Source organism: Cohnella xylanilytica (assembly GCF_014212175.1).
GTDB classification, from domain to species: Bacteria; Bacillota; Bacilli; order Paenibacillales; family Paenibacillaceae; genus Cohnella; species Cohnella xylanilytica.
Genome location: NZ_JACJVR010000141.1, coordinates 1 through 14,475, shown reverse-complemented (window position 1 = coordinate 14,475; position 14,475 = coordinate 1). Strand labels below are relative to the sequence as shown.

The 14,475-nt window shown below is 59.6% G+C and carries 13 protein-coding genes; 8 read left to right on the top strand and 5 right to left on the bottom strand.

Features of this window, described 5'->3' with window-relative positions; genetic code table 11:
* Positions 1-671 precede the first annotated feature (671 nt).
* Positions 672-1,355: a zinc metallopeptidase gene (locus H7B90_RS30935; RefSeq protein WP_185139767.1), complete on the bottom strand. Its 684-nt coding sequence runs from the start codon at positions 1,353-1,355 to the stop codon at positions 672-674.
* A gap of 34 nt (positions 1,356-1,389) precedes the next feature.
* Complete coding sequence (locus tag H7B90_RS30930; RefSeq protein WP_185139766.1) at positions 1,390-1,848, bottom strand: MerR family transcriptional regulator; 459 nt, start codon at positions 1,846-1,848, stop codon at positions 1,390-1,392.
* Between the two features lie 406 nt (positions 1,849-2,254).
* Between H7B90_RS30930 and H7B90_RS30925 the strand changes: the two genes are divergently transcribed.
* The 3 genes from H7B90_RS30925 to H7B90_RS30915 all read left to right on the top strand — a co-directional run bounded on the left by H7B90_RS30925 (position 2,255) and on the right by H7B90_RS30915 (position 5,512).
* The gene (locus H7B90_RS30925) at positions 2,255-3,628 is read left to right on the top strand and encodes an ammonium transporter (RefSeq protein WP_376701773.1); all 1,374 of its coding nucleotides are present in this window, start codon (positions 2,255-2,257) and stop codon (positions 3,626-3,628) included.
* Between the two features lie 61 nt (positions 3,629-3,689).
* Positions 3,690-4,769, top strand: coding sequence for a DUF294 nucleotidyltransferase-like domain-containing protein (locus tag H7B90_RS30920; RefSeq protein ID WP_185139765.1), 1,080 nt, complete (start codon positions 3,690-3,692; stop codon positions 4,767-4,769).
* Positions 4,770-4,774: 5 nt separating this feature from the next.
* Positions 4,775-5,512 carry an exonuclease domain-containing protein gene (locus H7B90_RS30915; protein WP_311772846.1) on the top strand — a complete coding sequence of 246 codons (738 nt, stop codon included), beginning with the start codon at positions 4,775-4,777 and terminating at the stop codon, positions 5,510-5,512.
* Here the strand turns inward: H7B90_RS30915 and H7B90_RS30910 are convergent.
* On the bottom strand, positions 5,499-5,942 hold the full coding sequence (locus H7B90_RS30910; RefSeq protein ID WP_185139764.1) for a M67 family metallopeptidase: 444 nt from the start codon (positions 5,940-5,942) through the stop codon (positions 5,499-5,501). The genes H7B90_RS30915 and H7B90_RS30910 overlap by 14 nt on opposite strands.
* An 84-nt stretch (positions 5,943-6,026) precedes the next feature.
* On the bottom strand, positions 6,027-7,346 hold the full coding sequence (locus H7B90_RS30905) for an MFS transporter (RefSeq protein ID WP_185139763.1): 1,320 nt from the start codon (positions 7,344-7,346) through the stop codon (positions 6,027-6,029).
* Between the two features lie 152 nt (positions 7,347-7,498).
* Between H7B90_RS30905 and H7B90_RS30900 the strand changes: the two genes are divergently transcribed.
* Positions 7,499-8,062, top strand: a complete 564-nt coding sequence (locus H7B90_RS30900; RefSeq protein WP_185139762.1) for a TlpA family protein disulfide reductase — start codon at positions 7,499-7,501, stop codon at positions 8,060-8,062.
* Between the two features lie 85 nt (positions 8,063-8,147).
* On the opposite strand, the gene cimA is transcribed toward H7B90_RS30900, so the two are convergent.
* Positions 8,148-9,758 carry a citramalate synthase gene (cimA, locus tag H7B90_RS30895; protein ID WP_185139761.1) on the bottom strand — a complete coding sequence of 537 codons (1,611 nt, stop codon included), beginning with the start codon at positions 9,756-9,758 and terminating at the stop codon, positions 8,148-8,150.
* A 202-nt stretch (positions 9,759-9,960) separates the two neighbouring features.
* Between cimA and H7B90_RS30890 the strand changes: the two genes are divergently transcribed.
* From H7B90_RS30890 to H7B90_RS30875, 4 genes are all read left to right on the top strand, one after another.
* A complete protein-coding gene (locus H7B90_RS30890) occupies positions 9,961-11,244 on the top strand; it encodes a DNA polymerase IV (RefSeq protein ID WP_260411358.1) in 1,284 nt (427 codons plus the stop codon).
* A 134-nt stretch (positions 11,245-11,378) separates the two neighbouring features.
* Entirely contained in the window at positions 11,379-11,612 is a 234-nt protein-coding gene (locus tag H7B90_RS30885; RefSeq protein ID WP_185139759.1) for a ferredoxin, read from the top strand.
* 218 nt (positions 11,613-11,830) lie between these two features.
* Positions 11,831-13,702: a CHASE2 domain-containing protein gene (locus H7B90_RS30880; RefSeq protein WP_185139758.1), complete on the top strand. Its 1,872-nt coding sequence runs from the start codon at positions 11,831-11,833 to the stop codon at positions 13,700-13,702.
* Between the two features lie 206 nt (positions 13,703-13,908).
* The coding region (locus tag H7B90_RS30875) for an NHL repeat-containing protein (protein WP_512699123.1) at positions 13,909-14,475 on the top strand (567 nt) is incomplete at its 3' end.

Genomic DNA, 14,475 nt, shown 5'->3' with positions numbered 1-14,475 from the left:
CCGTCAGGCGTTTTTCTTATCGTCTGCGAGGCATTGGTCTCGACATGATGAGGCTTATCTCAGCCACTAAGTTGCATTTGATCGTTCTCACGCTTTTCCGCCGAACTGACTCAGCCACTGCGTTACATTTGCTCGTTCCCATCCAAGTCGCAACTGAAGTCCGCACTTAACTGTGGAAGCGGCGATGGGGGCGCAAGAGAGTAACTGGATTCCGCACATGATTGGGAAAGTGGCGGTAAGGTCGTAAGAGAGTAACTGGATTCCTCACATGATTGGGAAAGTGGCGATAAGGTCGCAAGAGAGTAACTGGATTTCTCACATGGCCAGGAGAGCGGCGTTGGAGTCACAGGAGAGTAACTGGATGACAGGAATCGGAAGTGGAGCAAAGTCGTGCACTCTGTGCGCTGTTTGGACGGATAATTGAGGACATAAATCATAGTTGGTAAATAAAGTTGTGCTACATGAGTGGAGAGAAGGCAGAAGGAGGCGGGAGGGGGCAAACGGCCAGTGAATTACTGAGTCGAGAAAAGTCCTAAATGCGCTGCTCAGCCCATTACGACGCAGCCGCAATAGGGTGTGAGGTGTGCGCAATAAAACAACGAAGGAAAAGGGTGTGGACCCCAAATAAAAGCCGCTAGCGACACGCTGGCGGCTTATCCGTACGTATTCCGTTAATCGTCCCGGTTGCTCGTGAAGATCATGATGTACTTGACGAGTTCGAGCAGCGAGATCAGCGCGGCCGCGACGTACGTGAGAGCGGCGGCGTTCAGCACCTTGGCGACGCCTCGTTCTTCCTGGTTCGCGATGAAGCCTTCGGCGACCATCACCTTGCGCGCGCGGGAGCTGGCGTTGAACTCGACCGGCAGCGTGACGAGCTGGAAGGCGACCGCGGCCGAGAAGAAGATGATGCCGAGGCCGACCAGGTTCATCGCGCCAAACAAGAAGCCCGCGATGAGAAGGAACGGCGCGATGCCGGAGGCGATGTTGACGACCGGGAACATCCGGTGGCGAAGCACGAGCATCGGGTAGTGCACCTTATGCTGGATCGCGTGGCCGACTTCGTGGCAGGCGACCGAGATCGCCGAGATGGAGCTCTCGTAATAGACCGGCTCGGACAGGCGAACGACGCGATGGATCGGGTCGTAGTGGTCGGACAGCTTGCCCGGCACCGGCTCGATCGGCACGTCGTGAAGCCCGTTGCGGTCGAGCATCCGGCGGGCGGCTTCGTAGCCGGTCATCCCGCTGGAGGCGGGAACGTCGGACCACTTGTTGAACGTTCCGCTGACCCGGAACTGCGCCCACAACGACAGCAGGAACGCCAGGATGATCAGAAAGTCCATCGGGTGAAAAAACATAACGATTCCCTCCGTTGCAAAGATGATTCGCGTTCTACATCAGGTTGCTCTTGCCGAGCAGCAGGAGCAGCGCTTCGACGCAGGCTGCCGTCTGGGGGGTAATCGCCCGGAACAGTCTCTTCGCTTGCTGGGGCTTAAGCTGTTCCAGCACGGGCTCGAGCTCCTTCACTTCCCTCTCCAGCAAGGAGAGATGGTTCTGCAGATCGGCCAGCTTCCGGGATACCTGCTCGTCGGGACTCACCCGATTCAACGACGCGAACTTCTCTTTGATTTCTTCAAGCGTAAATTTCTGCGCCTTCAATTGTTCAATACGGCGAATTCGATCCAAGGTTTCATCATCGTACAGCCGGTAATTGCCGCCGGATCGCTTGACGGGGGAGAGCAGGCCCATGCCGGTATAATAGTCGATCGTCCGAGGGCTGATTCCGGATATTCGGGCAAGCTCGCCGATCCGATACAGGTTGCGCGGCGGTTCGTTCGATCCTTGACGCACCTTGCTCACCTTCTTTCAATAGCTTGTGACATCCTATTGTTAATATACTCAATCCATAACCATACAGTCAAACGTGATGCTTTCGGGATGGTTCGGACAGGTCCGAAGAGTCGCCTTCCGAAGTCGAATGGAATCTAATGTGACATATCCCCGAATTTATGAACATTCGCTAAACCGATGGACGGACATTAATGTAGGGATAAATACCCGGAAAAGCTAAAAACGCTCCAAAACGCAGTCTATTTCTTAACATTCGGCCATATCGTCATAGGTAATGTTAGATTTCTAGTGCAATCGGAACAAAATAATAAGAAATTTATATTGTCAAATCGTGAACTTCTTACTATAATGGCACTAAGCCTTTCTTAAAATGTTATGTAATATTACACGTAGGGAGTGGTCGGTTGTGATCAAGAAGAGTTTGTTTGCTGGAGGGGCGCTGCTCCTCGCGTTCCCGACGATGGCATTCGCGGCGGACGGCGAAGGTCCATCCGCTTCGATGCTGAACATGGGACTTAACGCCCTGTGGATCATGGTCGCGGCGATTCTGGTCCTCCTGATGCAAGGCGGATTCATCCTGCTGGAGACCGGTTCCACGAGAATGAAGAACGCGGGCCACGTCGCGGGCAAGACGATCTTCACGGTAGGTCTCGTATCCCTGGTATACTGGGCGGTCGGATACGGCTTCGCGTTCGGAACGGAAGCGGGCGAAGGGCTGAACAAGTTCATCGGCATCGGCGACTTCTTCTTCAACCCGGCGATCTCCGCGGGAGAAGCCGACAACTACCCGTCGACGATCTTCTTCGTCTTCCAGCTGGCGTTCGCGGCCGTGTCGCTGTCGATCGCGTGGGGCGGCTTCGCGGAACGCGCCAAGCTGTCCGCCTACCTGATTTTCACTCTTATCTTCGGTTCCGTCATCTATCCTGTCATCGCTCACTGGATCTGGGGCGGCGGCTGGCTCGCGGAAGACGGCTCCCAGGACTACGCCGGATCCACCGTCGTTCACTTGACGGGCGCCATGGCGGCCTTCGCGGCGACGATCCTGCTCAAGCCTCGGATCGGCAAGTTCAACAAGGACGGCTCCGCCAACGAAATTCTCGGGCATAACCAAGTGTTCACCTCGCTGTCCGTCCTGCTTCTGTGGGTAGGCTGGTTCGGCTTCAACGCCGGTTCCGCGGTAGCGGTCGGCGACGGCTTCTTCGGCTACGTGGCGTTCACGACCCAGCTCGGCGCCGCCGGCGGCGCGGTCGCCGCACTCCTGATCTCCTGGCTCGTGAAGGGCAAAGCCGACATCGGCGTCATGCTGAACGGCGCCCTGGCCGGTCTCGTCGCCATCACCGCTTCTTGCGCGTACGTCGAGCCTTGGGCGGCCGTCGTCATCGGTCTCGTCGCCGGCGTGCTGGTGTTCCTGAGCCAAGCGTTCTTCGAGAAGATCAAAGTCGACGACCCGATCGCGGCCATGTCCGTACACGGCGCGGCAGGAGTATGGGGAACGCTGGCGAATGGTTTATTTGCGACTCAAGCTCTGGTCGAGAAGGTCGGCATCGGTCAGAAGGGCCTGTTCTACGGCGGCGGCGGCCATCAGCTGTGGGTCCAGTTCGAATCGGTCGTCGTATGCGGCGCTTACGCCTTCGCGGCATCGTTCATCGTCCTCTGGATCATCAAGCAAGTGATCGGTCTGCGCGTCACCGAAGAGCAAGAGATCATCGGTCTGGACTTGAGCGAGCACGGCAACTACGGTTACCCGGAAGCTCTCAAGAAATCCAACGTATCGGTCTAATCGTCATCACATCAGTCGGTCGTAACTGTCGCCGGCGTCCATACGGGAGGGAAGAAGCCGCATGTTCAATCTCCTGAAGGAGAAGCGGTTGCTTGACATAAGCGGCGCCGGGAATCCGGACACATTGAGGCAAATACGGGAAGAGGAGCAGAATCGCCTGGCGGCGGTTCTCTCCTCTTCTCCGGTCATGGACTTGAACCGCGATCTGAACGAGCTTCACGACGCTCTGATCGGAAGGGCGCTGCAGCTCGCGGAGATCGAGATGGCACGGTTGGGGCTGGGCGCTCCTCCCGTGCCATATGCTTATGTTCTGTTCGGGAGCGGAGGCCGTCGCGAGCAGACGATGAGCAGCGATCAGGACAGCGGTCTCATCTACGGCGATCCCGCATCCGACGAAGAGGCGGAGCGGTTCGAGAGCTACTTCCGGACGTTCGCCGACACGGTCGTGTACTATTTGATCGGGACGGGGTACCCGCCCTGCGAGGGGGGAGTCATCGCGTCCAATCCGGAATGGTGCCTGCCGATCCGCGAATGGGAGCGGAAGCTCGACGGCTGGTTCGACGAGCCGAGCTGGGAGAACGTCCGCTATCTGCTTATCGTCGCGGACGGAAGGCAAGTCGCCGGAGACGAGGGATTATGGGAGAGATGGAACAATCGCTTCCATCGGGACGTGCTGGGGCATCCGGTTATCGCCCGGCGCATGATGGAGAACACGCTCCGGCACAAGGTGCTGATCGGCGTGTTCGGGCAGCTGCTGACCGAGCGGTACGGAGAATCGGCCGGAACGCTCGATATCAAATACGGCGCCTATATCCCGATGGTGAACGTCTTCCGGCTGCTCGCCGTGCAGGCGGGAATCCGCGAGACGAGCACGATCGCCCGCATCGAGGCGCTGGAGAAGGCGGACATTCTGTCCGAGAAGGAAGCGCGGGAAGCGATCGAGGCGTTCTCCTTGTTCCTGATGCTGCGATTGATGGCGGTCGCCAAGGACGAAGGCGGGCAGTGGGTCGGCACGGGGAAGTTCCCGGCGAACAAGCTGAGACGCGAATGGAAGGCCCCTCTGAAAAAAGCGCTGAAGCTCGGGCGCAAGCTTCAACGCCAAGTCGAGAGGGAGATGCGACGCCGCTTCGGCGGGAGGTGAACTTCGTGAAGGAGCCCAAGAGTCCGATGGGCCGCATGTGGCATTTGTACAAGATGGGCGGCATAACGCCGGCCATCGCTTCGATGCTCGGATCTTCGAACGCGCAGCAGATGGCTTTTATCCGTTCCATGTCCCGCGACCAGCGGAAGGAGTCGGCGATGGAGACGCCGCTAAGCGAATTGGAGGCCGTCGTCTTCGACCTGGAGACGACGGGCTTCAATCCGTACAACGGCGACGAGATTCTGTCGATCGGCGGAGTGCTGGTCAAGGGAGGGGAGCTCGAAGACGCGGAGCCGTTCTATCGGCTGGTGAATCCGCGAAGGAAGGTGCCGGGACATATCGTCGAACTGACGGGCATCACGAACGAGATGGCGGAGAACGCTCCCGATCTGATGCAGGGGCTTCACGACTTCCTGGACTTCGCGGGCCGGCGCGTCTTGATCGCGCACGGCAGCGGCCATGACAAGCAGTTCCTGAACGCGGCGCTGTGGAAGACGTCGAAGGTCAACCTGACGCATCGGGTTCTCGATACGATGATGGTGGCCAAGTGGCTGGAGCCGAAGAGGAAGAGCTACGGACTGGACGAATTGCTGGAGACCTACGGCATCGAGATCACGGTGCGCCATCACGCCCTGCACGATTCGGTCATGACGGCGAAGCTGTGGTTCCGGTTCCTCGAGATGATCCGGGCGAAGCAGGTCGGTACCTTGGGGGATCTGTACGCTTATCTCAGCCGTCACTAGCCGGCGGCGAGCCGGCGAGCGGAATCGCGTACCAGCCCCGGTCCGCCGTTCGGCCATACGCGTGAAGCTGCCCTGAGCCGTCCGACAGATCGACGATCCAATAAGAGCCCGCACCGATCCACCCCTCGCCGTCCGCGCGGCTGGGGAGACAGGATCCGGACGGGTGGGAGTGGAAAAAACCGACGAGATTTCGTTGGTTTTTTTGCATGTCGTACCAAACCCGAATCCAATCGTCCGCCTCGAACCGGAACGAGGTCTCGGGAGAGGCGGAGACGTTCCGCACGAGCGAGAACCCGGCAGCTTCGATCCGTCCGCCTTCCGCTAACCCGTATATAACGCCGCAAGCTTCGTACGGGAGGCGGGCCCGGCACTGGGCGACGAGCTCCGTACGAAGCGGATTAGGCATATAGGCTTCCCGATAGAACGCCATCGGTTCCGATCCCTCCCGAGAGACGATGTTCCTTCAGTATGAACGAACATCGGGCTCCGGGCAATCCGGCCGCGACCGAGCGGGCTACTTGACCTGCTTGGCCGGCTTGACGAGGAAGAACACGAGCACCAGCGTAAGGAAGGACAGACAGGTTACGGTGATGAAGACGGTACGCTGGGACTTCTCCAGCATCCAGCCGAACAAGGGAGGCCCGAACGCCACGCCCAGGAACCGCAAGCTGCTGTAAAGCGACGTGATCATTCCCCGCTCCGCCTTCTCGACGACTCCCGTAATCATCGTCGTCAGACACGGCAGAAGCAGGCCGGTGCCGATGCTGCTGACGGTGAGGAGTCCGATGAAGACGTACAGGTTCTGGTTCAGCCAGATCGCGGCGCACAGCGCGGCGGCCATCAGGAAGAGGCCGATGTTCATTAACCAACGGATCAGAACCCCGTTTTTCCGAATCACGCTGCCCGTAATGTACGCCGTCGTCACCATGCCGAACAGCGGAATAGCGAGAACGAAGCCCTTGCGAACGCCGTTAATATTGTACGGCTTATCCTCGAGCATGTTGGATAGGAAAAATAAAACGCCGAACAGAATGAACATCGCCGCCGCGCCGGCCCAGAACGAGACGACGAGCCACCGTCCGTCCTTCTTGAAGATCCGGCCGATCTTCCCGATGTATTCCTTCAGAGGCGTCGGCTCGGCTTCCCGCTTCGGCTCCTTGATCAGGAACACGATCGCGGCGATGGCGAGCACGCAGAACACCGGGAACGCGAAGAAGGCGGCGTACCAGACGATAAGCGCGAGCAGGGAGCCGAGGATCGGGCTGATGACCTTGCCGCTCCCGTTGGAGGCTTCGATCAGGCCGAGCGCCTTGCTCTCCTCCGCGTCCTTGTACAGGTCGCCGACAAGCGCCATCGCGATCGGGGTCGTGCCGGCCGCCCCGATCCCCTGAAGGGCTCGGGAAGCGAGCAGCATCCAGTAAGAGTGCCAGATCGCCGCCATCCCGGACAGCACTCCCGCGCCGCCGTAGATGATAAGAGCGGGAATCATGACCGCCTTGCGGCTGAACCGGTCCGATAAGTATCCGGCGATCGGGATAATCAGCCCCGCCGTGACGGAGAACAGCGTAATGACCAGGCTGCTCTGGAACGAGGTGATCTTCAGCTCGCGAACGAGCGTGGGAAGAATCGGCACAATCATCGAGTTGCCGAGAACGAGAACGAGCGGAACGGTCGCCAGCGCGATGTATTCCCATACCTTGCCTTTGCCCGCGGTTCGCTTCTCCTTGGCTTCTTCTCCCGTGCCGGAACGGGAACGATCGGCCATGTCGCTCGAGAAGGTGACCCGCAGTTTGTTCGGCGAACGGGATTGATCTTTGGACTGTGACGATGCCATGGGCTCCTCCTTGATCGGTGGATGCGGGAACAGAGGTAATGTGCCCATCGCCGAGTCCGGGCATTCGGCGATCCTTCCGCCAATGTTGGAATCGAAGCCCGAATTGCGGTAAGATGAAGAGGTCATCATCGGGGGGGAAAAGAGGGAGCTCCATGAAACGCAACATTCTTATTCTCGGCGCCGTGATCGCCGTTATCGCGCTCATCGTCGCCTTCAATTGGCCGGATAAAGGAGAGGCTCCGGCGGAGACGAAGCCGGGGAACGCCGCCGCGGAGCAGCCGGCTGCGGGACCGAAGCCCGGCGAACTCGCGCCTGCGTTCAAGCTGACGTCGATCGACGAGAAGACCTCCTATGCCGTAGGGGGCGCAAGAGACAAGGTGCTGATCATCAACTTCTGGGCGTCGTGGTGCGGCCCTTGCGACAAGGAAGCGCCGGATTTGATTGAGCTGTACGAGAAGTACAAGGATCAGGTGGATTTGTACGCGGTCAACGAGACCAAGTACGATACCGTGCGCGGAGCGAAGGACTTCGTGAAGGAGAAGGGGCTGACGTTCCCCGTTCTCATGGACAAGAGCGGCGATGTCGGGGACGATTACAAGGTGTTCTCGTATCCGATCAGCTTCATCGTAGACCGGGAAGGCGTCATCCGGCACCGGATCGAAGGCCCCAAACCGATCGAGGAATGGGAGAAGATGCTGGAGGAAGTTCTGGCTTAATCCGCCAAGCGATGGTCCCAGCGCTCGACAAAAGTAAAGAAGCATGCCGTCCGGCATGCTTCTTTTATTAGGCATCGCGCTGCGTTCAGTGATTGACGAGTCCGGCGGATTCCGGCAGCGCTTCGGGGAACTTCTCGCTCTTCGTCATTCCGAGCAGGGCATAGCGGATGCTGTCCACGAGAGCTTCCCAGCTCGCCTCGATCACGTTCGAGGAGACGCCGACCGTGCTCCAGGTCTCCTTGAAGTCGGACGACTCGATCAGAACGCGCACTTTGGCCGCCGTCGCGTCCTTCTCGTCGAGCACTCTTACCTTGTAGTCCGACAGGTGAATGTCGGCGATGCCCGGGTAGAATTGCACCAGCGCCTTGCGCAGGGCGTTGTCCAGCGCGTTTACGGGGCCGTTCCCTTCGGCGACGGTGTAGACCTGGCGGTCTCCGACGCGAATGCGCACGATCGCTTCGGTCTGCATGCCTCCCGCCGACTTCTCGCACAGAATCTTGAACGATTCCACGGTGAAGATATCGACGGAATCGCCGTAAGCGTCGCGAAGAATGAGCTCCAGGGAAGCGTCGGCGCCTTCGAATTGATACCCTTGGTGCTCCATCTCCTTGATCCGGTCGATCACCTCGCGCGATTGCGCGGCCGAGCCGACGTCGAGACCCATCTCCTGGGCCTTGGACAGAATGTTGCTCTGGCCGGCCAGCTCGGAGACGAGCACGCGCTGCTTGTTCCCGACGAGCTCCGGAGCGATATGCTCGTACGTCTTCGAATCCTTCAGGATGGCCGAGACGTGGATGCCGCCCTTGTGCGCGAACGCGGCGTTGCCCACGTAAGGCTGGTTGACGGGCAGATGAACGTTGGCGATCTCCCCGACGTAGCGGGCGACGCTCGTGAGCGACTTGAGCTGCTCGTCGGATACGCAAGAATAGCCCATCTTCAGCTGAAGATTCGGGATGATCGAGCACAGGTTCGCGTTGCCGCAACGCTCGCCGTAGCCGTTGATCGTTCCCTGCACCTGCCTGGCGCCCGCGCTGATGGCGGCCAGCGTGTTCGCGACCGCGAGCTCGCAGTCGTTATGCGTATGAATGCCGATAGGCGCCTGAATGAGGCCGGTCACCTTGGAGACGATCTCGTGGATCTCGGTCGGCAGCGTGCCTCCGTTGGTGTCGCACAGCACGATCCAATCCGCCCCGGCTTCCTTCGCCTTCGTCAGGGCCGCGATCGCGTACTCCGGGTTCGCTTTGTACCCGTCGAAGAAGTGCTCCGAGTCGAAGATCGCTTCCATGCCGTGGCGCTTCAGATAAGCGATCGACTCGTAGATCATGTTAAGGTTCTCTTCCAGCGTCGTCTGAAGGGCCGTGTGCACGTGGAAGTCCCACGTCTTGCCCACCAGCGTCGCCGCCTTCGCGCCGGATTCGATCAGATGCTTCAGGTTCGCATCCTGTTCGCACGTGCTGTTCTTGCGGCGGGTGCTGCCGAAGGCCGTCAGCTTCGCCCGCATGTTCAACTCGCGGGCGCGCTTGAAGAACTCGATGTCCTTGCTGTTGCTTCCCGGATTGCCGCCTTCGATATAGTGAACGCCCAAGGCGTCGAGCTTCTGCGCGATCTTCAGCTTGTCAACCGCCGTCAAGCTGATTCCTTCGCCCTGCGTGCCGTCTCTCAAGGTAGTGTCGAAAATGCTGATGGACGTGGTCATGTAATACGGAATGCCTCCTACCCCTGAATTCCTGAAGCCCAAACATTTATTTCATTATAACATGTATAGTCCTAAAAGTAGAGGGAGTCCGAGCGTCGATCAACCGTCCGACCGCGCGGCGGGGCGGACATTCGTTCGCATTATGGTGTATAATAAATCCAACGGTATACGAACACCGCGCCGCGACGGGAGGTGCCGCGTCTTGAACGGCAACAGAAGCCGGATCATTCTCCATATCGACATGAACGCGTTCTATTGTTCCGTTCATGCCGCCGAGGAGCCCGACATATATAAAGGTAAGCCGACCGCGGTCGCCGGCAGCGTGGAGCTGCGCAAGGGGATCGTCGTCACGAGCTCGTACGAAGCGCGTTCCCGGGGAGTCCGGACGGGCATGACCGTCCGCCAGGCGACGACCGCGTGCCCGGAGCTGATCGTAATCGCCCCGAACTTCGATCTGTACCGCCGCTACTCCAAGGCGTTCATGCGCATCGCCGGCAATTATACGCCTCTCGTGGAGGCGGTATCGATCGACGAATGCTACCTCGACATTACGGGAAGCGGCCAGTTCGGCCAGCCGCTCGAGATCGCGGAAGAGATCCGGCGCCGCGTCCGGGCGGAGCTGTCCTTGCCGTGCTCGATCGGCGTCGCCCCGAACAAGCTGCTCGCCAAGATGGCGTCCGACATGCGCAAGCCGGACGCCATCACGGTGCTGAGGCGGCGGGACGTGCCGCAGCTGCTGTGGGATAAGCCGTGCCAAACATTGTATGGCATCGGGAAGAAGACGGCGGATAAGCTATTACGGATGAACATCCGCACGATCGGGCAGCTCGCGGCGAGCAACGAGAAGTGGCTCGTCGAGCGGTTCGGGGTATACGGAAGCTGGATGAAGCGGGCGGCGAACGGAATCGACGATTCCCCCGTCGAGCCGATCCGCGAAGCGGCCAAGTCCATCGGGCATACGACGACGCTTCCCGCCGACCTGACGACGCGGGAGCAATACCGGACCGTGCTGCTTAACCTGGCCGACCAGACGACGCGGAGAATGCGCCGGCAGGCGATGATCTGTTCCACGGTGCAGATTACGATCCGCGACCCGGACATGAAGACGATTACGCGGGCCGCGAAGCTGGACGTCCCCACGGACTCGACCGACGACGTGTACCGGGAAGCGTGCGCGCTGATGGACCGCCACTGGAAGGAAGGACGGCCCGTTCGGCTGCTCGGCGTGACCCTCCAGGGGCTGTCGGCCAAGAGCGAGACGCCGGTCCAGCTGGATCTGTTCCATTACCGGGAGGCGCCGCGCAAGGAGGAGCTGAACAAGGTCATGGACCGCCTGCGCGACAAGTACGGGGAGAGCGCCGTTCTGACGGCCGGCATGCTGAGCGACGATCCGTCGGCTCTGATTCGCAATACGAAGGTGCGGGGGACGTCCCTTCAGACCGACTTCCTGAGGGAGAGGGAGCCCGGAGACAGCGACGATGATTAAGAGCGGTTCGGGAACGGTACGTTCTGTATTTTCGTTTGATCTATGCGCCGTTTTGTATTATATTGGACAACAGAGGCACTATTTCTAACAGCATTGCGGCGATCTTACCGAAGATCGAAGGAGGATCATTTTTTATGGCTAAATTTACTATCGTTGATAAGGATACTTGCATCGCTTGCGGCGCTTGCGGAGCGACGGCTCCCGATATTTACGATTACGACGACGAAGGACTCGCGGAAGTGATCTTCCAGAACGACGGCAACCGCGGAGTGACGGAGATTCCGGAGGATCTGTACGACGATCTGCAGGACGCTTGCGACGGCTGCCCGACCGATTCGATCAAGGTCGCCGATTCTCCTTTCAACTAATTCTAACGGCTTGGTCCGTTGGCGCGAATCGACCCTTCCTTAGGCCTGACGGCTTAAGGGAGGGTTTTTTGTTGTCATTTTATCGGGACTTTAGACTTAGGACTTTAATTCCTTACGTGACCGGCGTCATGAAATAGACAAGAATCAACAAATTCCGTGGGGCTTGCGATATAATGAGTTCGGTTGCCATGATTTTCTTTACATAGGGTGGGATCAGGTTGAGGGAGAGGATCAAAAGAATCGCTATCGCGCTGAACGCGGTCATTTTGGTCGCGGTTTTTTTCGTATATCGCGAGAAGTGGCTGCAGAGCATCGATAATCTCTTGTTCGATTACGGGATGAAGCAGGCGGCCGAGCATCGATCGGACAATATCGTGGTCGTCACGATCGACGACGAATCGCTGCAGGAACTGGGCCGGTTCCCTTGGGACCGGGCGGTATACGCTCCTTTTCTCGACATGCTGAACCAACCCGGCTACGAGCCGAAGGCCATCGCCTTCGACGTCATGTTCAACGAACCCTCGAATCCGGACAGCGACGCGGCCTTCGCCGAAGCGCTCTCGCAGTACGATAACGTCATTCTCCCGGTCGCCGGCGTCACGGAAGGAGACTTCGACAACCGGACCGAAGCGTCGCCGGACGAATACCTGAAGGCGTTCAAGCTCGACCGGCCCATCCCGGAGCTGGCCGAGCACGCCGAGCTCGCGAACATCAACCGGGTCGTCAGCCCGGATTCCGTCATTCGCCAGACGTGGCTGAAGATCCAGGACCAAGAGGGCAATGTCGTCCCGTCCCTCGCCTACAAGGCGGCCCAGATGGCCGGCGCGGACCTGTCCAAGTACGACGGGATGACCGACCCGCGCGGCCGGTTCGACGACAAGGTCGCCGCCAAGAACACGATTACGATCGATTACCAGTTCACCGCCCTGGACATGGAGAAGACCCCGGTGTCCTTCGTCCGCGTGCTGAACGGAGAGATCGACCCCGAATATTTCAAGGACGCCGTCGTTCTCGTCGGCTTCACCGCCGCCGGCTTGTCGGACGACACCGGACAGGATAACGGGGCGACTCCGATCCAGAAGCACATGAGCCTCGTGTACGTTCACGCGAATATCGTCCACCAGCTGCTGAACGGCTCCTCCGTCTCGTACGCGGACGAATGGGTCGTCATTCTCGGCGGGCTTCTGCTCTTCGCTCTGTTTATCGTCCTCCCCTGGCGCCTGAAGAACGTCTACTCGATTCTCGCCTTCCTGGCCGTCGTCTGCGGAATCTTGTACGGGCAGCTTCAGCTGTACGAATCCTCGAAGATTCACGTGAACGTCGTCAACGCGCTGCTGGCCGTGACGCTGGCCTACCTGGTGAACGTCTCTCTGAAGTCCTACCTGGAGAGCTCGCAGAAGAGCTTCGTCACCCGGCAATTCGGCCGCTACATCTCTCCCGACCTCGTCAAGCAGATCATCTCGAAGGATATCGACATCGAACTGGGCGGCAATTCGAAGCACATCACGGTGCTGTTCCTCGATATCCGCGGCTTCACGCCGCTGTCCGAGAAGCTGTCGCCGCCCGAGCTGGTCGACACGCTGAATACGATGTTCAACATGATCACCCAGACGACGCTGAACAATCGCGGCACGATCGACAAGTTCATCGGGGACGCGGCGATGATCCTGTTCAACGCGCCTCTCGACGTGGAGGAGCACGAGCGGCTCGCCGTCAAGACGGCCTACGAGATTCAGCAGGGCATGAACGTCATCCGCGAGCAGATCCGCGAGAAGTACGGCTGCGAGGTGAACGTGGGCATCGGCATCAACTCGGGCAACGTTGTCGTCGGCAACATCGGCTCCTACCTGCGGGTCGATTATACGGCGATCGGGGACAACGTCAACATCGCGGCGAGAATCGAGTCTTCGACGAAGCCGGGGCAGATCATGGTCTCGGAAGCCGTCTATGAGAAAACGAAGGAATCCTTCGTGTACGAGGACGCCGGAGAGAAGATGTTCAAAGGGAAGTCGGAGGCCATCCGCGTGTACGAGGTCATTAAGCCCGCGGAAGCCGGAGCTTCCCCGGTGCCGGCGGGCAAGGCGATTTGAGCCTCGGCGGGGGTTAAGCGGATGGGAAGCGAGATTCGAACGAGTTTGGAGAGAGTTTGTATGCTAGCTTTTTTGAGTTGAAGGGATAGAGTCGCAGGGGCGCTTTGGGAGAGTTTTGAGAGCGGAATCCGCTAAGCTTCGACAAGTGCGGACGACGTTCAAATTAAGAAGAAGGAATAGAGAGATTCGAAGGAGCGGATTCGGACATGAGGAATTGGAGAAAAGCGGGCATCGCGAGCCTGGGCGCGGTGCTGCTGGCGGCGGGGACGGGCGCTTCGGCGTATGCCGCCGCGGCGGACTACGGCTGGACGGGCTCGTCCAGGCTGTACGAGGTTCGCACTTGGGCGGGCCAGAACCAATGGGGCTCCGCCGACGGAGCGGCGCGGCAGGCGACGCTGTTCCGGCCGAGCTCGGTCGCGCTGCTCCCGGACGGCCGGCTGCTCGTGGCCGACAAGGGCAACCACCTGCTGCGGGCGCTGACCGCGGAGCAGGCTTCGACCTACGGCGGCCTCGCCTTGGGCGAAGACGAATCGGGGCTGCCGGTCGGCGCCTTCCATGACGGCAAGCTGGACAAGGCGTTCTTCAACGAGCCGTCCGGGCTGGCCGTCGACGCGAGCGGCAACGTGTACCTAGCCGATGCGGGCAACAACGCCGTCCGCCGCGTATCGCCGGACGGGACGGTGACGACGCTCGCCGGCAACGGCCTCATCGGCCTCGCCGACGGCAAGGGGGCGGACGCGCGGTTCTACGGCCCGTCCGACGTGGCGGTCGAC

Coding starts and splice junctions, on each gene's coding strand:
- H7B90_RS30935 (WP_185139767.1), bottom strand. CDS start 1,355: ATGTTTTTTCACCCGATGGACTTTCTGATCATCCTGGCGTTCCTGCTG.
- H7B90_RS30920 (WP_185139765.1), top strand. CDS start 3,690: ATGTTCAATCTCCTGAAGGAGAAGCGGTTGCTTGACATAAGCGGCGCC.
- H7B90_RS30910 (WP_185139764.1), bottom strand. CDS start 5,942: ATGGCGTTCTATCGGGAAGCCTATATGCCTAATCCGCTTCGTACGGAG.
- H7B90_RS30905 (WP_185139763.1), bottom strand. CDS start 7,346: ATGGCATCGTCACAGTCCAAAGATCAATCCCGTTCGCCGAACAAACTG.
- H7B90_RS30900 (WP_185139762.1), top strand. CDS start 7,499: ATGAAACGCAACATTCTTATTCTCGGCGCCGTGATCGCCGTTATCGCG.
- cimA (WP_185139761.1), bottom strand. CDS start 9,758: ATGACCACGTCCATCAGCATTTTCGACACTACCTTGAGAGACGGCACG.
- H7B90_RS30885 (WP_185139759.1), top strand. CDS start 11,379: ATGGCTAAATTTACTATCGTTGATAAGGATACTTGCATCGCTTGCGGC.